We start from the raw sequence: 16,824 nt of genomic DNA, 5'->3' as shown, positions 1-16,824 counted from the left end.
CTCTTCCGAAGAGGATGGATGCCCGGGTCAAGCCCGGGCATGACGATCAGTGAGTGGCCTTACGCCGCGTCGACCAGCACCAGTTCGGAATCTTCCAGCGCGGTAATCGTCAGCCTCGCCTCGCCGCGGATCGCAGCGCCGTCGCGGGCGTTGACGCGCACGCCGTTGACTTCGACGCTGCCCGCCGCCGGCACCAGATAGAGATGCCGCGTTTTTGCCGCTTCGTACGCCGCGCTCTCGCCCGCCTTCAACGTGGTCGCGAGCACCCGCGCATCGGCGCGGATCGGCAGTGCGTCCTCGTCGCCGGCAATACCGCTCGCGATCGTCACGAGCCTGCCGGAGCGATCCGACTTCGGAAACGGCTTTGCGCCCCAGGTCGGCTGACCGCCCTTCGTCGTCGGCTCGATCCAGATCTGGAAGATCTTCGTCTTCGACGGCTCCAGATTGTATTCGGAGTGACGAATGCCGCTTCCGGCACTCATCACCTGCACGTCGCCGGCCTCGGTCCGGCCCTTGTTGCCGAGCGAGTCCTGGTGCGTGATCGCGCCTTCACGGACATAGGTGATGATTTCCATGTTGGCGTGGGGATGGGCGGGAAAGCCGGTGTTCGGCGCGATCTCGTCATCGTTCCACACACGCAAAGCGCCGTGACCCATATTGTCCGGATCGTAATGGCTGCCGAACGAGAAGTGGTGTTTTGCCTTCAGCCAGCCGTGATCGGCGCTGCCGAGTTTTGCGAAAGGTCTGAGTTCGATCATGGGACATTCCTTCATTGAGAGTTTTTGAACTGGCGGGCCGGGCGGCACGCGTCCGGCTCGGCTGGATTTGAATTACGCGCCGAAGCCGCCATCGACGTTGAGCACCGTGCCGGTCACGAAAGACGCCTCGGGGCTCGCGAGGAACACGACGCCGGCTGCGATTTCTTCCGGCTTTCCGAAGCGCTGCAGCGCGTGCTGCTTGCGCTGGAGGTCGGCGAAGTCGCGGTCGTCATCCGGGTTCATGTCGGTGTCGATCGAGCCCGGCTGCAGCACGTTCACGGTGATGCCGCGGGGTCCGAGGTCGCGCGCCGCGCCCTTGGTGTAGCCGACGACCGCGGCCTTGGTGGCGGCGTAATCGGCGAGGCCGGGGAACGAGGCGCGGGTCGCGATATCGGAGCCGATCGTGACGATCCTGCCACCTTCGCCCATCAATTTAGAGGCGGTGCGGATCGCGGCGATGACGCCATCGACGTTCACCGCACTCTGCCGGGCCAGTGCCGCGGTGTCTGCATTGGGGTCGTCGACTGCGCCGCCGACGGCCACGCCGGCATTGTTGACGAGAATGTCGAGCCGGCCGAAATCCTTCGCAACGTTCTTCACGAGTTGATCGACGTCTGAGGAGGAGGCCTGGTCGGCCTTGTAGGCGCGCGCGTTGACGCCCTTGGTCTTCAGCTCGGCGACGACGGCCTCGGCCTTGTCGGGAGAGGCCACGTAACTGATCGCAACGTTGGCGCCTTCTTCTGCGAGTGCACGGGCAGACGCCGCGCCGATGCCGCGCGAGCCGCCGGTGACGAGGGCTACCTTGCCTGAGAGCTTCTTGGTCATTGGATTTCTCCGTTGCTTGAATTCCGATGGCCATTGGATATGCGTCCCGGCGTGATATAGAAATAGAAACTATTGAAACTCATTGTTTCTAAAATGAGCCTCTGGAGGCAGATCCGCATGTCCAAACTTCCGGACTTCGAGGCGCTGGCAATTTTCGCAAAAGTCGTGGAATTACGGTCGTTTGCTTCGGCCGCGACCGAACTGGCGCTGTCCAAGGCCACCGTTTCCAAGGCGGTCAGCCGGCTGGAGCAGCGGCTCGGCGCGCGGCTGTTCAACCGCACCTCGCGGCGGCTGGCGCTGACCGACGCCGGGCAGAGGCTCGCCGAGCGCGCGGCGCGCCTCCTGGCCGACGGCGAGGACGCCGAGAACGAAGCCTTGTCGCAATCGATGGCGCCGCGCGGGCTGGTGCGGCTCGCAGTGCCGATGACGTTTGGGGTCAAGGCGGTGGCGCCGATCTTGCCGGAGTTTCTCGCAGCCTTCCCGGAAGTCTCGATCGATCTTCATTTGAGCGACGCGACCGTCGATCTGATCGGCGAAGGATTCGATGCCGGCCTGCGCATCGCGCGGCTGCCGGATTCCTCCCTGATCGCGCGGCGGCTGTGCGCCATGCCGCGCTACACGGTGGCCGCTCCATCCTATCTGAAGCGACACGGCAGGCCGACGCATCCGATGCATCTCGCCCAGCACAAGTGTTTTGGTTACGCCTATCTCTCGACACCCGGCGTCTGGCACTACACCAACGCCTCAGGCGAGCAGGCCAGCGTGCGCCCCGCAGGCCAGCTCCGCGTCAACAACGGCGAGGCGCTGTTGCCGAGCGTTATTGCCGGGCTCGGCATCGCCGACCTGCCGGACTTCATCATCGGCGACGCCATTGCATCCGGCGAGGTCGAAGTGATTCTGAAAGGCTGGCACCAGCCGGAAGGCGCGGTGCATCTGGTGACCCCACCCGGCGGCCCGCGGCCCGCGCGCGTCGAAGTGCTGGCGGAGTTTTTGATGAAGCAGTTTGCGCGAGCGAAGAAGCGGAAGCAGTGAAGTGTGCGCTTACCCTCCCATGGAGGGGGAGGGTCGACTCACATTGAGCAAAGCGAAATGTGAGTCGGGGTGGGGTGGTCTCTCCACTCGGGCACCGTTGGATGGGGACGGACCGTCACCCCACCCCGCCGCTACGCGGCGACCCCCTCCAGGGAGGGTGGGAAGACGCGCGCTATCGCCATGTGCCATGTATCGGCTAATCTCGCCGGACAAAAAACAAACGCTGGGGAGAAACCACCATGAACCGCCGCGAACTCTTGCAGGCCGCCGCCGCGCTGCCGCTGGCACGCACCGCGCTCTCCAGCCCCGCCTTCGCGCAAGGCCCATACCCATCGCGCAACGTCACTATGATCGTGCCGTTTCCGCCCGGCGGGCAGGCCGATCTCGCGGCGCGGCCGATCGCGCAGGCGCTGGAGCGGATCCTCGGCAAGCCTGTGATCGTCGACAACCGCGCCGGTGGCGGCGGCGGATCGGTTGGCAACGCGGCGGCGGCGCGCGCCGAGCCTGACGGGCACACGCTGCTGATGACGCTGTCCTCGCTTGCGGTGCTGCCGGAAGCCGACCGGCTGTTCGATCGTCCGGTGGCGTATGAAGTCTCGCAATTCGCGCCGATCGCGCGGGTGCTCGCCGATCCGACGCTGCTGGCGGTGCCGGCTTCCGCGCCATGGAAGACGCTGCAGGAGTTCGTCGACGACGCCAAGAAGCGCCCCGGGCAGATTCCGTATGGCTCGTCCGGCCCCTACGGCACGCTGCACGTGGCGATGGAGATGTTTGCCGCCAGCGCCGGCATCAAATTGCTGCACGTGCCGTTCCGCGGCGCGGGGCCGGCGCTGACCGCCTTGCTGAGCGGCACCGTGCAGGCAATGGCCTCGGCGCCGGGTACGCTGAAGCAGCAAGTCGATGACGGCAAGATGCGCGTGCTCGCCAATTGGGGCGCCCAGCGCATCAAGAGTTTCCCCGATCTGCCGACTTTCGAAGAACTCGGCTACAAGGACGTCGAGTTCTACATCTGGGCGGGACTGTTCGCGCAAAGCGCATTGCCGGCGCCGATCATGACGCGGCTGCGCGAAGCGATGGCGGAGGCGGTGAAGGCGCCCGAGGTGGTCAAGACCTTCGAGACCGCCGGCAGCCCGGTCGCCTACCTGGACGCGCCGGAATTTGCAAAATTCGTCGCGGAAGACAGCGCGCGGCTGGTCGCGGCGGTGAAGAAGATCGGCAAGGTGGGGTAGGGAACCCGCTTCACATTTTTTTGTTCGCACTAACGTCGCGTGGCCGCATTCATTCGGCAGGCTCAATGCCCGTCGCCGCGCGGTGCTTCCGCGCCTGTGAAAATCGAAAAGAAGGGGACCTGTCCATGCAAACGCAGCGGATCGTCCTTGCACTCGCCCTCGCGATCGGCGGCGGAACTGGCGCGGCCTTTCCCGCTTTCTCGCAAGAATATCGCGGAACCTGGGAACAGCAGATGGCCTGCACGCCCGACGTCTGGCGGCTCTGTGGCAACCAGATCCCGGACGTCAGCCGGATCGTGGCATGTTTGCGGCAAAACACGCCCCAGCTCTCCACCAATTGCCGCGCGGTGTTCGAATCGCAGGCCAACGCGCAGCCGACGCCGCCTCCGCGCGGGGTACGGCAGCAGGCGGTGCCGCGTTCACGCGCGCCGCAATATGTGCAGCCGCAATATGTGCAGCCGCAGACGGTGCCGCCGCAGCCGAGACCGTTCTTTGAAGAAGACGATTAGGCCGACGCCGCCTCGACGGGCCTGAGTTCGCAGACGTCGACCCATTCGGCCGACGTCAGTTCGGCCATGCGCGCGGGGGTGATTTTCACCGCGCTGTGGGTTGAGCCCGCGGCGGGCACCACGATGTCGAACGCCTTCAGTGACACGTCACAATAGACCGGCAGCGGCGTCTTCAGTCCGAACGGACACACGCCGCCTACTTCGTGGCCGGTGATTTCGGCGACTTCCTCGAGGCCGAGCATCTTCGGCTTTCCCCCGAACAGCGCCTTCACCTTCTTGTTGTCCATCCGCGACGTGCCGGCCGCGACGATCAGGATGACGCGGTCGCCGATCCGCAAGCTCAGCGTCTTCGCAATCCGCGCCGGCTCGACGCCGTAGGCCTCCGCCGCCAGCGCGACCGTGGCCGAACTCATCTCGGATTCGATCACGGAAATTTCCGGCGCCTTTTCTGCAAAGAAGGCGCGCACGGACTCTAGACTCATCTTGTTCAGGACCTTTGGGCAGACACCAGTGCGGGCAGTTCGGAGAGGCTGTGGATGCGATGATCGGGCACAAATCCAAGCTCATCCATCTGGGTGCGCAATATCTTGAACATCGTCAAGGGCGGCAGCGTCTCGCTTTCCAGGCAGGCCAGCGCCATCGCTTCCGGCGTCACCCGTTCGATCCAGGCGACGTTGAGCCCGAACGCCTTGGCACCGCAGGCGTCCCAGGGATTGGAGGAGATGAACAGCACCTCGGCCGGCGGCACGTGCAGCACCTCCTCGATCAGCGCATAGACCGCGGGGCTGGGTTTGAAGATCTTTTTTGCGTCGACGCTGATGGTCGCATCGAGCACGCGGTCGAGCCCGCTGTTCTTCACCAGCGCGTTGAGCATACCGGGGCTGCCGTTGGACAGGATCGCGAGCTTGCGGTCCTTCATGGCCGACAATGCCGCCAGCGCATCCGGATAGAGATCGAGATGCAGATATTTATCGATGATACGTGCGAACGTATCCTCGTCATACTGCAGTCCGAGGCTGGCCAGCGTGTAGGCCAGCGAGTCGCGGGTCACTTCGGCAAAATCCTGGTAGCGCTGCATCAGCGAGCGCAGCCAGGTATATTCGAGCTGCTTGATGCGCCAGACCTGGGTGATGATCCCGCCATAACCGGGAAACGCCTCCTCGGTGACGTCAGCCACCGACTGAACATCGTAAAGCGTGCCATAGGCGTCGAAGACAACGGCTTTGATGGTCATGGTTGTTTCTCTCTTCCGCCGATGGTCGCATACAGGAATTTCCTAAGTGCGTCGACGGATTGATCCCGGGCCGTCTCGTTGAACTCGAGGTGATGGCCGAACATCTTCACGGGCGTAGCGAAGTTCGGCACGTCGAAATCGTGATGGGCGCCGGGATAGACGATAATCTCGATCGGAACCCCCTTGCCTTTCTCGCGCGAGATACCCCAGTCGTCCCGGCCTTCGGCGAGGCTGCGGCACTCGTTCGCCGGCGTCCAGTCGTCGAGTTCGCCGATCAGGATCAGCGTCGGCACCGTCATGTTGCCCTTGAGTCCACGGCAGGGCGGATAGAAGCCGATCGCTGCACGGAATTTTTCTTCTGAGCTGCGTTCGATCTGGCTGCGCTCGACCGCATGCAGCGCCAGCATGGCGCCTTGCGAAAACCCCACCACGGCCACGCGGCCTGGGTTGACCGACGGCTGTCCGACGAGGAATTTCAGCGCGCGATAGGCATCGTATAGGGTCGATGGCGGCGGCCAGGCCGTGCAGGCGTGGGTGATGCCGCGCGTGCCGAAGCGGTCGATGGTCAGCGTGACATAGCCCCATTCCGCGAGCAGCCTGCCCCACCGCTCGTCGATCCCGCGCCAACCGCCGCCGCAGCCGTGTAGCAGCACGACCGCGGGCCAGGGGCCGGGACCATCGGGCAATCGCAGGTAACCCTGCAACGCTTGCGGGCCTGCGAGCGGGCTTTCGAACTCGACAAGGCGTGGCGGCCTGTCGGTCGCCGGCGAAAGGGTCACGCCGGCGACCCAGACCGGGAGCGCGGCGGCGAGCAGGATGGCAATTCTGGCGGAGTTCGTCATGGACCGCCTCGCAGCTTTGCCGCCGATGATACCCCTTTAGATACCCAAAATCTTCCTTGCGTTGGCTTTCATCACCTTCGGCCGGATCTCCTCGCGGATCTCGAGTTTTGCAAAATCCGCCAGCCAGCGGTCCGGCGTGATGACCGGCCAGTCCGAGCCGAACAGCATCTTGTCCTGCAGGATCGAGTTGATGTAGCGCACCAGGATCGGCGGAAAATATTTCGGCGACCAGCCGGAGAGGTCGATATAGACGTTGGGCTTGTGCGTCGCGACCGATAGCGCCTCTTCCTGCCAGGGGAAGGAGGGATGCGCGAGGATGACCTTGAGGTCCGGAAAATCCGCCGCGACGTCGTCCATGTACATCGGGTTGGAATATTTTAGGCGCATCCCCATGCCGCCCGGCATGCCTGAACCGACACCGGTCTGGCCGGTGTGGAACAGCGCGATCGCGCCGCCGTCATTGATCGCTTCATAAAGCGGATAGGCCATGCGGTCGTTGGCGTAGAAGCCCTGCATGGTCGGATGGAATTTGAAGCCGCGGACGCCGTATTCCTCGATCAGCTTCCTCGCCTCGCGTACGCCGAGCTTGCCCTTGTGCGGATCGATCGAGACGAACGGGATCAGAACGTCGAGATGGTCGGAGGCGACCTCCAGCATCTCGTAATTGTTGTAGCGGCGAAAACCGGTCTCGCGCTCGGCATCGACCGGGAAGATTACCGCCGCGATGTTCTTCGAGCGGTAATAGGCCGCGGTCTCCGGCACGGTCGGCGGATGCTTGTGCGGCGATTTGAAATATTCCGCCATGCGCTCCTGAAAATCGTCATAGCCGTCGTCGCCATGCAACCCGCAGGGTTCTTCCGCATGGGTGTGGATGTCGATCGCGACGACTTTCTCGATATCGGGCAGCTTGAGCTTGGGCATCTGGGTTTCCCGCCGGCTTGATTTTTGGGTCTGGAAAATTGATTATACTATATAACGAATTCCGCAAGGCGGCAGAAATAAAAGACGGAAAATAAGGGAGTGTGGCATGGCCCAAACGCAGGCCTTCGAGACCGATTTCTGGAAAGACGCCAGCTTAAGAAAGGTGTGGGACGACATCGTTCCCGGCGAGCCGCGCAAGACCATCCCCTACACGCTGGCCAAAGAGGCGATCGAACTGTACTGCAAGTCGGTCGGCGAAACTCATCCGATCTATTTCGACGAGGCCTATGCGAAGACCACGCGCTATGGCGGGCTGATCGCGCCGCCCTCAATCCACATCCTCCTGATGTTTTCCTGCACGCCGGCGGATGACTGGATGCGCTCGCCCGGCACCGTCAATGCCGGGCAGTCCTGGAGCTACAACGTTCCGGCGCGCCCCAACGACGTCATCACCCTGCAGGCCCGCGCGCTCGACAAGTTCATCAAGCGCGAGCGGCTGTTCGTGGTGCACGACAATGTGTTCTTTAATCAGAAGGGCGACGTAATCTGTTCCGGCCGTGGCTGGACGATTCGGCCGCTGTGAGCAGGGAGGTTGCGATGACCACGACGTTCGAAAAGCTCAGAGCCGGCGATGCCATCGACGGTCCCGCCTTCGCGGTCAGCCGCGAATCCATCCGACTGTTTTGCGACGCCTCGCTCGACTACAACCCGCTGCATCTCGACGACGAGTACATGAAGGGCAGTTTCGGTAAGACCAATTTCGGCGGGATCATCATGCACGGCATGAATAATTTTGGCCTGATCTCGCGCATGATCACCGACTGGGCCTATCCGGCCGGCGCGATTCACCGCCGACTGGAGACGCGATGGGTCAAGCCGGTCCGGCCCGGCGATACCATTCAGCCTGCGGGAATCATCAAGGCCAAGCAGGTGACTGAAAAATCCCGCTGGGTGTTGATCGACGTGGTGGTGAAGAACCAGACGGGCGAGAAGGTCGCGACCGGCGAGGCCCTGGTCGAGTTCCCGCGCGACCTGTTCTGCCAGTGATTCCGGAGAGCTCTCCGGGAGGCGCCAGGCGATTCGGTGCCGGTCGGAATGCCGGGCATCGATCTGCCAACGTTAGGCCCGGAACGGGACAGATGGACCCGAAAACGGGCCATCCGCATTGACATCCGCGCCTGCGCTGCTTAGAAACCGCCCCGTCCCGGGCGGTCGGCCGCTTTTCGGGATTAATCCCATTTTGCCACTTTCGGGTAGCTCAGGTTCGGGCCTCCAGCACGGCCTTTCAAAGCATCAGGATTGTCCCATGAAGGTCCGTAACTCCTTGAAATCGCTGCGCGGCCGCCACCGCAACAACCGTCTGGTCCGCCGCAAGGGCCGGGTTTACGTCATCAACAAGGTGCAGCGCCGCTTCAAGGCCCGCCAAGGTTAATCCTGGCGCAGAGCCGGCTTTGCTTCACGGGTCTTTGACGATCCGCTGCTTTGCGGCGCGGTTTTGCGCGTCTAGACTTGCCCCATGGTTTTGAGATTCCCGGGTGCCCGCAACTGCCGGATCGTGGTCCTCGCCGCGGTCATGACGGCCGTGCCGGCGCTCGCGTTTGCCCAGAACGACCCCAGGGTCATTCCCCCGCCGAAGGCCGAGAAAAAATTGCCGGAAGCGCCGAGCAAGCTTCCCAAGGTCGGCGCCGACCGCACCCGCGGGCTGGATTTCCTGTTCGGTGCCCTGAAAGCCGCCCCGGATGAAGCCAGCGCCAAACACGTCGAGGCGCGGATCTGGGCGCTATGGATGCAGACCCCTAGCGACACGGCTGCGCTGTTGATGCTGCGCGCCAAGGCCGCGATGGATGCGCAGAAGATCGACGTCGCGCTGAAGCTGCTGGATTCCCTCGTCAAGCTGCGTCCTGATTACGTCGAGGCATGGAACCGGCGCGCGACGCTGTACTACCTGAAGAACGACTATACCCGTTCGCTCGAGGATATTCGCCAGGTGCTGACGCGCGAGCCCCGGCATTTTGGCGCGCTGGCCGGGCTCGGCATGATCATGCAGGAGATCGGCGACGAAAAGCGCGCGCTGGAAGCGTTCCGCAAGGCGCTGGCCGTCAATCCGCATCTCGAGAAGGTGCCGGAACTGGTCAAGTCGCTGACCGAAAAGGTCGAAGGCCGCGATATCTGAGCTTCCGCATCCAGGTCGGCGGAAGCATCTGATCCGGAACCGGGCAAGTCGCTCGACGACGCCGAGATGGCCCGTTCGACCATCAGTCTTCGATCATCAATCAATGTCCGGCGGTGGAAGGGCCGCCCGCAGAGACGCCGGAAAACGAGGACAATAGGCTGGATTGCTCGGAGCCGTTTCGCGTCTTGGAAAACGCGTCGGCCCACGAGGTCCTAGTGTACGGCGTTGCTGCCGCGGGCCAGATTGTCGAGGCCTACCGCCGCATAGATTTGCGCCAGTTCCGTCTCAAGCTGCTCGTTGACCCGCAGTAACGCCTTGAGCGCGCCGCGGATGTCGCCATTGCAACTCGCTACGATCTGATCGATGGCGGCTTCGCTTGCGTCGGAAATCATGGATAGTCCTCCGATGATACGCTGGAACAATTTGTAGTGAGCGTCCCTGTTCCTGTGGATGTTGGGTACAGTGCAGGCGCCTGGCTACCCCCCAATCAGGCACGCGCACACATGGCAAAAGTGGCAACGTCACTGTACAAATTTGCTGATGACGTCAGTATGACCCCGCTATCCACAGGGTCGGCCCCCTGTGGACAACGTCCGAAACCTGCGCCGGCCGGGGCCGTAGCTCGCTGGTGCCAAGAATCAGCCGGAAATTCTCGATGGTGGTGGTGATTGTGGTGGCAGCGCTGGTTTTGCTGGCGCTGATCACGCAAATCGGCGTTTTTCTTGCGCAGCGCGCCCATCCGGCCCAGGGCAGGATGGTCGAGGTGGCAGGCGGGGCGCTTCACATCGTCGATATCGGCCCCCGCGATGCGGCCGGTCCGCCGATCGTGATGTTGCACGGCGCCAGTTCCAATCTCGAAGTGATGCGGCAGCCGGTCGGGGAGCGGCTTGCCGAAAAGCACCGCGTGATCCTGATCGACCGTCCCGGGCATGGCTGGAGCACCCGCGCCCGCCTTGAGGACTCCACGCCTGAAATTCAGGCCCGCATGATCGGCGAGGCGCTGGCCAAGCTCGGCGTCGGCAGCGCGATCTTCGTGGTGCATTCCTGGGCCGGCGCGCTCGGGGCGCGCATCGCGCTGGATTATCCACAGGCCGTCGCCGGCCTGGTGATGCTGGCACCAGTGGCCTATCCCTGGCCCGGCGGCGTCGGGCGCTACAACAAACTGATCGCCATGCCGGTGGTCGGCCCGCTGTTCGCCTACACCGTCACACTGCCGCTCGGACTGCTGCTGGCGGATTCGGGCGCGCGCGGCGTCTTCCTGCCCCAGACGATGCCGGACGGTTTTGTCAAAAACTCCGCCACGCCGCTGTTGCTGCGGCCGCGCGAATTCATCGCCAATGCGCGCGATCTGGTGACGCTGAAGGCGGCGGTGGCCGAGCAGGCGCCGCGCTACGGCGAGATCAAGGCGCCCGTCACCATCATCGCCGGCGACGCCGACAAGACGGTGTCGACCAACATCCACTCCCGGCCGTTCGCGGCGGCTGCACCCAACGTGAAACTGATCGTGCTGCCGGGCGTCGGTCACATGATCCAGCATGCGGTTCCCGATCTCGTCACTGCGGAAATCGAGGCGATGATCGGCGCATTGGCGCCGAGTGTGGCGGCCGCGGCAGCGCCTTGAGCGTGCGCGTGGCCTGACGGCATCGGATGAGATACGATCGGCACGCGGGATTCCGCTGCTCGCCCGCCAGGGATGAACCTTAAGCAGTCGCGCTATCGGGCAGCTTACCTTCGAGGGAGGGCCCCATGTACGCCGCAATCCGTCAGGGCAAGGCCAAGGCCGGCAAGGCCGAAGAACTGACACGCAGGATCAAGGAGGGCGCGATTCCCGTCATCAGCGGCGTCGAAGGCTTCATGGGCTACTATGTGGTCTACGCGCCCGACGATACGGTGATCGCGATCAGCCTGTTCAACAACTTTGCCGCCGCCGAAGAATCCAACAAGCGCGCGCTGGCGTGGATCGAGCACGACCTGGCGCCGCTGTTGACCGGGCCGGCCACCGCGACGGCAGGGCCGGTGATCGTCCACACGTTGGCTTGAACGGGGGTGAGTGCTCTCTCAATCAGAGCAGGGCTGCATCTTTCACCCACCCCTGGAGGGGAGGGTCGCCGCGTAGCGGCGGGGTGGGGTGACGGTCTCTCCACAGCCAACAGTGACCGAGTGGAGAGATCACCCCACCCCGTCTCACATTCCGCTGCGCTCCATGTGAGCCGACCCTCCCCCTCCAGGGGAGGGTAAAGATAACGCCAGAGGCCGACTCAGGTGCTCGATGGATTCGAGCACGAGGGCAGCTTTCACTTCTGCTTCCCGTCCTTGTCGAACGAGGAGACATAGGCCCAGAGATCGCCGGCTTCTTTCTCGTTCTTGATGCCGGCGAAGATCATCTTGGTGCCGGGAATCTTTGCCCTAGGGTCCTTGATGTATTCGAGGAACACATCCTTGCCCCAGGTGATGCCGGAGTTCTTGTTGGCTTCCGAATAGGAATAACCCTCGATGGTACCGGACTTGCGGCCATCGAGCCCGTTCAGTACCGGGCCGACCTTGTTCTTGGCGCCTTCGCCGATCGCATGGCAGGCCAGGCATTTGTTGAACGAGGTCTTGCCCGCGGCGGCGTCCTGCGCCAGCGCGCCCGATGCCGCGGCCAATGAGGTAACGACGACCAGGGCGGTCAAAGTCGATATTTTCATGTGGTGCTCTTCGTTTCTTCCCAGAGAGGCGGATTTCTTGTGGCAGGCCCGCTTGGATTGGACAAGCCACGAAACTTTGACAGGTTTCACCATTGCCGACTTGTCCCAGAGAGAACTGATCGTTTGAGGCGTTGGCAATCCGACCTTCGGATGGCCTACCCAAATCTTGGTAGACGTGCTTGATTTACCACCACAAATCGTTATTCGCCGGGCCTGGAGGATTCGCATGGCCATCATGATGCCGGCTTCCGATCAGGCGGTTCTGGAACGCCGGGAGGCCATCGTCGCCGCTCTTCGCGCGATCGTGCCGGGCGAGGGCGTGATCGACAGCGCGGCCGAGATGCTGGCCTATGAGTCCGATGGTCTCACCGCCTACCGGCAGCCGCCGATGGTCGTGGTGCTGCCCGATACCACCGAACAGGTATCCAGGGTCCTCAAATACTGCTTCGAACAGGGCATCAAGGTGGTGCCGCGCGGCTCCGGCACGTCGCTGTCCGGCGGCGCGCTGCCGCTTGTGGACGGCGTGCTGCTGGGCCTGGGCAAGTTCAAGCGCATCCGCGAGATCGATTTCGACAACCGCGTGGTGGTGACCGAGCCCGGCGTCACCAACCTCGCCATCAGCCAGGCGGTGGCGCATGCCGGCTTCTACTACGCGCCCGATCCTTCCTCGCAGATCGCCTGCTCGATCGGCGGCAATGTCGCGGAGAATTCCGGCGGCGTGCATTGCCTGAAATACGGCATGACCACCAACAACGTGCTCGGCTGCGAGATCGTGCTGATGTCGGGCGAGATATTGAGGATCGGCGGCAAGGCGGCCGAAAACGCAGGTTACGACCTGATGGGCATCATCACGGGCTCAGAGGGCCTGCTCGGCGTGATCACCGAGATCACGGTGCGAATCCTGCAGAAGCCGGAGACGGCCCGCGCTCTGATGGTCGGCTTTGCCGAGGTCGAGGCAGCCGGCGAATGCGTGGCACGGATCATCGGCGCCGGCATCATTCCCGGCGGCATGGAAATGATGGACAAGCCGGCGATCCACGCCGCCGAAGCGTTTGTTCACGCCGGCTATCCGCTCGACGTCGAGGCGCTTCTGATCATCGAACTCGATGGTCCGGGCGTGGAGGTCGACGAATTGATCAAGCGGGTCGAGGCGATCGCGCAAGGCTGCGGCTCGACGAGTTGCCAGATTTCGACGTCCGAGGCCGAGCGCAATCTGTTCTGGGCCGGCCGCAAGGCGGCGTTTCCGGCGGTGGGACGGATTTCGCCCGACTATCTCTGCATGGACGGCACCATCCCGCGCGGTGCGCTGCCGAAGGCGCTGGCGCGCATCCGCGACCTCTCGGAAAAATACCAGCTCGGCGTCGCCAACGTGTTTCACGCCGGCGACGGCAATCTGCACCCGTTGATCCTTTACGACGCCAACAAGCCCGGCGAGATCGAGCGGGCGGAAGCTTTCGGCGCCGACATCCTGCGGGCCTGCGTCGAATTCGGCGGTGTGCTGACCGGCGAACATGGTGTCGGCATCGAGAAGCGCGACCTGATGGGCGAGATGTTTTCCGAAATCGACCTCAACCAGCAGCAGCGCCTGAAATGCGCCTTCGACGCGCGGGGCCTGCTCAACCCGGGAAAAGTGTTCCCGACGCTGCACCGCTGCGCCGAACTCGGCCGCATGCACGTGCACGGCGGCAAGCTGGCGTTTCCGGATTTGCCGAGGTTCTGAGTATGACCGTAGCCCAATCCTTCAATCGTCATACCCCGCGAAGGCGGGGTATCCAGGATTCCGCGCCGCCGATTTTCATGCTCGACGGTTGCGATTACTGGATCGTCCGCCTTCGCGGACGATGACGACAAAGTGCAGGTTTGAAAGCGTGGACACCCTGAAAGTACGTGACGCCAACGACGTCGAAGAAGTCGTACGCGCTGCGATCGCCAGCGAGCAGCCGCTGGAGATTATCGGCCATGGCACCAAGCGGCTGATCGGCCAGCCGATGGCGACCAACGCGGTGCTCGACGTCTCGGCGCTCAATGCCGTCACCTCCTATGAGCCGAACGAGCTGATCATCACGGTGCAGGCGGGCGCGCCGCTCGCCGACGTGCAGTCGCTGATCGATTCCAAGAGCCAGCAATTCGCCTTCGAGCCGATCGATACGTCGGCGCTGACAGGCGTATCCGGTAGCGGCACGATCGGCGGCATGATCGGCTCAGGCCTTGCCGGTCCGCGCCGCATCAAGGCCGGCGGCGCCCGCGATCACCTGCTCGGCGCGCATGCGGTGTCCGGCTTCGGCGACAGCTTCAAGACCGGCGGACGGGTGGTGAAGAACGTCACCGGCTACGATCTCTGCAAGCTCCTGACGGGATCGTGGGGCACGCTGGCGGTGATGACGGAAGTCACGCTGAAGGTGATGCCTAGACCTGAGAGCGAGCGCACGCTGGTGCTCGCAGGCCTCGACGATGTGGCCGCGAACCGGGCGATGACGGCGGCGCTCGGCTCGCCGTTCGACGTCTCGGGCGCGGCGCACCTGCCGAATTCGGCGTTCCGCCCCGCGACCGGCGCGCTTGCGGACTTGGCGTCCGAGGGGCGGGCGGTCACGCTGTTGCGGCTCGAAGGCATCGCGGCTTCGGTCGCGGATCGCGCCACGTCGCTGGGCAAGACGCTCGCGCCGTTCGGGGCGGTGGAAATGCTTGAGGACGCTGCCTCGGCAACACTCTGGAGCGCGATCCGCGACGTCCAGCCTTTCGCCGCAAGCGGCGCGCTCGGCGCCTGGCCGGTGTGGCGGATCGTCTGTCCGCCGGCATCCGGCGGCGCGCTCGGGCAGGCGCTGGCGCGCGAGACAGGGGGCGACGTGATCTATGATTGGGGCGGCGGGCTGATCTGGGCGGCGTTGCCGCCCAAGCCGGACGCGCTGGCCGCGATGGTGCGTCGGCGCGTCGAGGCGGCCGGCGGCCACGCCTCGCTGATCCGCGCGCCCGAGGCGACCAGGCGAAATGTCGACGTCTTCCATCCGCAATCCGGCGGCGTCGCGGCGCTGAGCGAGCGCGTGCGCAACAGCTTCGATCCGAAGATCATCCTCAACCGCGGCCGGATGGTGAAGGGGTCTGCGGCATGAAGACCGATTTTTCACTGGCCCAGCTCGCCGATCCCGACATCGCCGAAGCCGACAAGATCCTGCGCGCCTGCGTGCATTGCGGCTTCTGCACCGCGACCTGTCCGACCTATGTGCTGCTCGGCGACGAACTCGACAGCCCGCGCGGGCGCATCTACCTGATCAAGGAGATGCTGGAAAAGGACAAGCCGCCGACGGCGGAGGTGGTCAAGCATATCGACCGCTGCCTTTCCTGCCTTGCCTGCATGACCACCTGTCCGTCCGGCGTGCACTACATGCATCTGGTCGATCAGGCGCGGGTCCGGATCGAGAAGGACTATTCGCGGCCGCTGGCCGAGCGGGCCTTGCGCGCGGTGCTGGCGCTCGTGCTGCCGCGGCCAGGCCTGTTTCGCACCAGCATGATCATGGCGCGGCTTGCCCGTCCCTTCGCGGCCCTGCTACCGGCGAAGGCGGACGCGACCCCCGGCCTGATGCGGCGGATCAAGGCGATGCTGGCGCTCGCGCCGAACAGCCTTCCCCCGCCGGGCCCCTCGGGCGGCAGCGTGTTTCCGGCCCAGGGCGAGAAGCGCGGGCGTGTCGCGCTGCTGCAGGGCTGCGCCCAGCAGGTGCTGGCGCCACGCATCAACCAGGCCGCCATCAATCTCCTGACGCGCCACGGCATCGAGGTCGTCCTCGTCAGGGACGAGCAATGCTGCGGCGCGCTCACCCACCACCTCGGGCAGGACGGCGACGCGCTGGCGCGGGCGCGGGCCAACATCAAGGTGTGGAAAAAGGAAGCGGAACAAGGCGGCCTCGACGCCATCCTGATCACGGCCTCGGGCTGCGGCACGGTCATCAAGGACTATGGTTTCATGCTGCGGGAGGATCGCGATTTCGCTAGCCCCGCAGCGCAAATCTCTGCGCTGGCAAAGGATATCACCGAGTATGTCGCCGGCATCGCGCTCGCGCCATCGAGCCAGAAAGGCGACGTCACCGTCGCCTATCACTCCGCCTGTTCGCTGCAGCATGGACAGAAAATCACAGGGCTTCCGAAAGAATTGCTTTCCAAGAATGGATTCGTGGTGAAAGATGTGCCTGAGAGCCATTTGTGTTGCGGTTCGGCGGGGACCTACAACATTCTCCAGCCCGACATTGCGAGCAGGTTGCGCGATCGAAAGGTCGCCAACATTGCGACAGTCAAACCGGACATGATCGCTGCAGGCAACATTGGGTGCATGGTGCAAATTGCCGGCGGTACGTCAGTTCCTGTGGTGCACACGATTGAGCTTCTCGATTGGGCGACGGGAGGTCCCAGGCCAGGATTGAATTGATCGATCGGCCCTTGGGCATGAACCGGAAAGCCTGCTCCGCGCTTCTATAGCGGATCGGCATTCGGTTTTCCTCGGGACAGGCGCGCGAAGCGTCTCGCCCGAGATCATGCCAGACAAGGATGGAGCAGGAGGGCACTTCGAAGAAGTGTCGTCCCGGTCTAGCCTGCGGACTATCGAAGCGCTCGACATGGACAGGCGCA

20 protein-coding genes are annotated in these 16,824 nt (G+C 63.9%); 12 read left to right on the top strand and 8 right to left on the bottom strand.

What is annotated here, in order from left to right; all coding sequences use genetic code 11:
• Positions 1 to 59 precede the first annotated feature (59 nt).
• Positions 60 to 758: a pirin family protein gene (locus tag LMTR13_RS33565; RefSeq protein ID WP_065731492.1), complete on the bottom strand. Its 699-nt coding sequence runs from the start codon at positions 756 to 758 to the stop codon at positions 60 to 62.
• 72 nt (positions 759 to 830) lie between these two features.
• Positions 831 to 1,583 carry an SDR family NAD(P)-dependent oxidoreductase gene (locus LMTR13_RS33560; protein WP_065731491.1) on the bottom strand — a complete coding sequence of 251 codons (753 nt, stop codon included), beginning with the start codon at positions 1,581 to 1,583 and terminating at the stop codon, positions 831 to 833.
• Between the two features lie 117 nt (positions 1,584 to 1,700).
• Here LMTR13_RS33560 and LMTR13_RS33555 point away from each other — a divergent pair, with 117 nt between their 5' ends.
• The 3 genes from LMTR13_RS33555 (at position 1,701) to LMTR13_RS33545 (ending at position 4,353) form a co-directional block, all read left to right on the top strand.
• Complete coding sequence (locus LMTR13_RS33555) at positions 1,701 to 2,615, top strand: LysR family transcriptional regulator (protein ID WP_065733178.1); 915 nt, start codon at positions 1,701 to 1,703, stop codon at positions 2,613 to 2,615.
• Positions 2,616 to 2,854: 239 nt separating this feature from the next.
• Positions 2,855 to 3,844: a tripartite tricarboxylate transporter substrate binding protein gene (locus LMTR13_RS33550; RefSeq protein ID WP_065731490.1), complete on the top strand. Its 990-nt coding sequence runs from the start codon at positions 2,855 to 2,857 to the stop codon at positions 3,842 to 3,844.
• Positions 3,845 to 3,969: 125 nt separating this feature from the next.
• Complete coding sequence (locus LMTR13_RS33545) at positions 3,970 to 4,353, top strand: hypothetical protein (RefSeq protein WP_236843518.1); 384 nt, start codon at positions 3,970 to 3,972, stop codon at positions 4,351 to 4,353.
• On the opposite strand, the gene LMTR13_RS33540 is transcribed toward LMTR13_RS33545, so the two are convergent.
• From LMTR13_RS33540 to LMTR13_RS33525, 4 genes are read right to left on the bottom strand one after another with little or no spacing between them, the layout of a single operon-like run.
• Positions 4,350 to 4,835: a YbaK/EbsC family protein gene (locus LMTR13_RS33540; RefSeq protein WP_065731488.1), complete on the bottom strand. Its 486-nt coding sequence runs from the start codon at positions 4,833 to 4,835 to the stop codon at positions 4,350 to 4,352. The two genes, LMTR13_RS33545 and LMTR13_RS33540, sit on opposite strands and share 4 nt — an antisense overlap.
• A gap of 5 nt (positions 4,836 to 4,840) precedes the next feature.
• The gene (locus LMTR13_RS33535) at positions 4,841 to 5,587 is read right to left on the bottom strand and encodes a haloacid dehalogenase type II (protein ID WP_065731487.1); all 747 of its coding nucleotides are present in this window, start codon (positions 5,585 to 5,587) and stop codon (positions 4,841 to 4,843) included.
• Positions 5,584 to 6,429 carry a dienelactone hydrolase family protein gene (locus tag LMTR13_RS33530; protein ID WP_065731486.1) on the bottom strand — a complete coding sequence of 282 codons (846 nt, stop codon included), beginning with the start codon at positions 6,427 to 6,429 and terminating at the stop codon, positions 5,584 to 5,586. The genes LMTR13_RS33535 and LMTR13_RS33530 overlap by 4 nt, the downstream gene beginning before the upstream one ends.
• A 36-nt stretch (positions 6,430 to 6,465) precedes the next feature.
• Positions 6,466 to 7,350, bottom strand: a complete 885-nt coding sequence (locus tag LMTR13_RS33525) for an amidohydrolase family protein (RefSeq protein WP_065731485.1) — start codon at positions 7,348 to 7,350, stop codon at positions 6,466 to 6,468.
• Positions 7,351 to 7,456: 106 nt separating this feature from the next.
• Here LMTR13_RS33525 and LMTR13_RS33520 point away from each other — a divergent pair, with 106 nt between their 5' ends.
• From LMTR13_RS33520 to LMTR13_RS33505, 4 genes are all read left to right on the top strand, one after another.
• Complete coding sequence (locus tag LMTR13_RS33520) at positions 7,457 to 7,933, top strand: MaoC family dehydratase (RefSeq protein ID WP_065731484.1); 477 nt, start codon at positions 7,457 to 7,459, stop codon at positions 7,931 to 7,933.
• A gap of 14 nt (positions 7,934 to 7,947) precedes the next feature.
• Entirely contained in the window at positions 7,948 to 8,397 is a 450-nt protein-coding gene (locus LMTR13_RS33515; protein WP_065731483.1) for a MaoC family dehydratase, read from the top strand.
• A gap of 259 nt (positions 8,398 to 8,656) precedes the next feature.
• Positions 8,657 to 8,782, top strand: coding sequence for a type B 50S ribosomal protein L36 (gene ykgO / locus LMTR13_RS33510; RefSeq protein ID WP_002718645.1), 126 nt, complete (start codon positions 8,657 to 8,659; stop codon positions 8,780 to 8,782).
• A gap of 141 nt (positions 8,783 to 8,923) precedes the next feature.
• A complete protein-coding gene (locus tag LMTR13_RS33505) occupies positions 8,924 to 9,523 on the top strand; it encodes a tetratricopeptide repeat protein (protein WP_418219819.1) in 600 nt (199 codons plus the stop codon).
• 212 nt (positions 9,524 to 9,735) lie between these two features.
• On the opposite strand, the gene LMTR13_RS33500 is transcribed toward LMTR13_RS33505, so the two are convergent.
• The gene (locus tag LMTR13_RS33500) at positions 9,736 to 9,915 is read right to left on the bottom strand and encodes a hypothetical protein (RefSeq protein WP_065731481.1); all 180 of its coding nucleotides are present in this window, start codon (positions 9,913 to 9,915) and stop codon (positions 9,736 to 9,738) included.
• 263 nt (positions 9,916 to 10,178) lie between these two features.
• Between LMTR13_RS33500 and LMTR13_RS33495 the strand changes: the two genes are divergently transcribed.
• Positions 10,179 to 11,144, top strand: coding sequence for an alpha/beta fold hydrolase (locus LMTR13_RS33495; RefSeq protein ID WP_065731480.1), 966 nt, complete (start codon positions 10,179 to 10,181; stop codon positions 11,142 to 11,144).
• Positions 11,145 to 11,269: 125 nt separating this feature from the next.
• Entirely contained in the window at positions 11,270 to 11,563 is a 294-nt protein-coding gene (locus LMTR13_RS33490; RefSeq protein ID WP_057841446.1) for an antibiotic biosynthesis monooxygenase, read from the top strand.
• 254 nt (positions 11,564 to 11,817) lie between these two features.
• Here the strand turns inward: LMTR13_RS33490 and cycA are convergent, their stop codons facing one another.
• A complete protein-coding gene (gene cycA, locus LMTR13_RS33485; RefSeq protein WP_065731479.1) occupies positions 11,818 to 12,210 on the bottom strand; it encodes a cytochrome c-550 CycA in 393 nt (130 codons plus the stop codon).
• Positions 12,211 to 12,436: 226 nt separating this feature from the next.
• On the opposite strand from cycA, the gene LMTR13_RS33480 reads away from it, so the two are divergent.
• The 3 genes from LMTR13_RS33480 (at position 12,437) to glcF (ending at position 16,624) form a co-directional block, all read left to right on the top strand.
• Positions 12,437 to 13,930, top strand: coding sequence for an FAD-linked oxidase C-terminal domain-containing protein (locus tag LMTR13_RS33480; protein WP_065731478.1), 1,494 nt, complete (start codon positions 12,437 to 12,439; stop codon positions 13,928 to 13,930).
• A gap of 148 nt (positions 13,931 to 14,078) precedes the next feature.
• Positions 14,079 to 15,317 carry an FAD-binding protein gene (locus LMTR13_RS33475; protein WP_065733177.1) on the top strand — a complete coding sequence of 413 codons (1,239 nt, stop codon included), beginning with the start codon at positions 14,079 to 14,081 and terminating at the stop codon, positions 15,315 to 15,317.
• On the top strand, positions 15,314 to 16,624 hold the full coding sequence (gene glcF, locus LMTR13_RS33470) for a glycolate oxidase subunit GlcF (RefSeq protein ID WP_065731477.1): 1,311 nt from the start codon (positions 15,314 to 15,316) through the stop codon (positions 16,622 to 16,624). The genes LMTR13_RS33475 and glcF overlap by 4 nt, the downstream gene beginning before the upstream one ends.
• Positions 16,625 to 16,824: the final 200 nt, after the last annotated feature.

It is taken from the genome of Bradyrhizobium icense (genome assembly GCF_001693385.1).
GTDB lineage: Bacteria > Pseudomonadota > Alphaproteobacteria > Rhizobiales > Xanthobacteraceae > Bradyrhizobium > Bradyrhizobium icense.
The sequence above is the reverse complement of the archived record's forward strand: the minus strand, read 5'-3'. Positions and strand labels throughout refer to the sequence as shown.

Coding starts and splice junctions, on each gene's coding strand:
- LMTR13_RS33565 (WP_065731492.1), bottom strand. CDS start 758: ATGATCGAACTCAGACCTTTCGCAAAACTCGGCAGCGCCGATCACGGC.
- LMTR13_RS33550 (WP_065731490.1), top strand. CDS start 2,855: ATGAACCGCCGCGAACTCTTGCAGGCCGCCGCCGCGCTGCCGCTGGCA.
- LMTR13_RS33520 (WP_065731484.1), top strand. CDS start 7,457: ATGGCCCAAACGCAGGCCTTCGAGACCGATTTCTGGAAAGACGCCAGC.
- LMTR13_RS33530 (WP_065731486.1), bottom strand. CDS start 6,429: ATGACGAACTCCGCCAGAATTGCCATCCTGCTCGCCGCCGCGCTCCCG.
- cycA (WP_065731479.1), bottom strand. CDS start 12,210: ATGAAAATATCGACTTTGACCGCCCTGGTCGTCGTTACCTCATTGGCC.
- LMTR13_RS33480 (WP_065731478.1), top strand. CDS start 12,437: ATGGCCATCATGATGCCGGCTTCCGATCAGGCGGTTCTGGAACGCCGG.
- LMTR13_RS33495 (WP_065731480.1), top strand. CDS start 10,179: ATGGTGGTGGTGATTGTGGTGGCAGCGCTGGTTTTGCTGGCGCTGATC.
- LMTR13_RS33555 (WP_065733178.1), top strand. CDS start 1,701: ATGTCCAAACTTCCGGACTTCGAGGCGCTGGCAATTTTCGCAAAAGTC.
- LMTR13_RS33540 (WP_065731488.1), bottom strand. CDS start 4,835: ATGAGTCTAGAGTCCGTGCGCGCCTTCTTTGCAGAAAAGGCGCCGGAA.
- LMTR13_RS33525 (WP_065731485.1), bottom strand. CDS start 7,350: ATGCCCAAGCTCAAGCTGCCCGATATCGAGAAAGTCGTCGCGATCGAC.
- LMTR13_RS33535 (WP_065731487.1), bottom strand. CDS start 5,587: ATGACCATCAAAGCCGTTGTCTTCGACGCCTATGGCACGCTTTACGAT.
- LMTR13_RS33545 (WP_236843518.1), top strand. CDS start 3,970: ATGCAAACGCAGCGGATCGTCCTTGCACTCGCCCTCGCGATCGGCGGC.
- LMTR13_RS33515 (WP_065731483.1), top strand. CDS start 7,948: ATGACCACGACGTTCGAAAAGCTCAGAGCCGGCGATGCCATCGACGGT.
- LMTR13_RS33560 (WP_065731491.1), bottom strand. CDS start 1,583: ATGACCAAGAAGCTCTCAGGCAAGGTAGCCCTCGTCACCGGCGGCTCG.
- LMTR13_RS33505 (WP_418219819.1), top strand. CDS start 8,924: ATGACGGCCGTGCCGGCGCTCGCGTTTGCCCAGAACGACCCCAGGGTC.
- LMTR13_RS33500 (WP_065731481.1), bottom strand. CDS start 9,915: ATGATTTCCGACGCAAGCGAAGCCGCCATCGATCAGATCGTAGCGAGT.
- LMTR13_RS33490 (WP_057841446.1), top strand. CDS start 11,270: ATGTACGCCGCAATCCGTCAGGGCAAGGCCAAGGCCGGCAAGGCCGAA.
- glcF (WP_065731477.1), top strand. CDS start 15,314: ATGAAGACCGATTTTTCACTGGCCCAGCTCGCCGATCCCGACATCGCC.
- ykgO (WP_002718645.1), top strand. CDS start 8,657: ATGAAGGTCCGTAACTCCTTGAAATCGCTGCGCGGCCGCCACCGCAAC.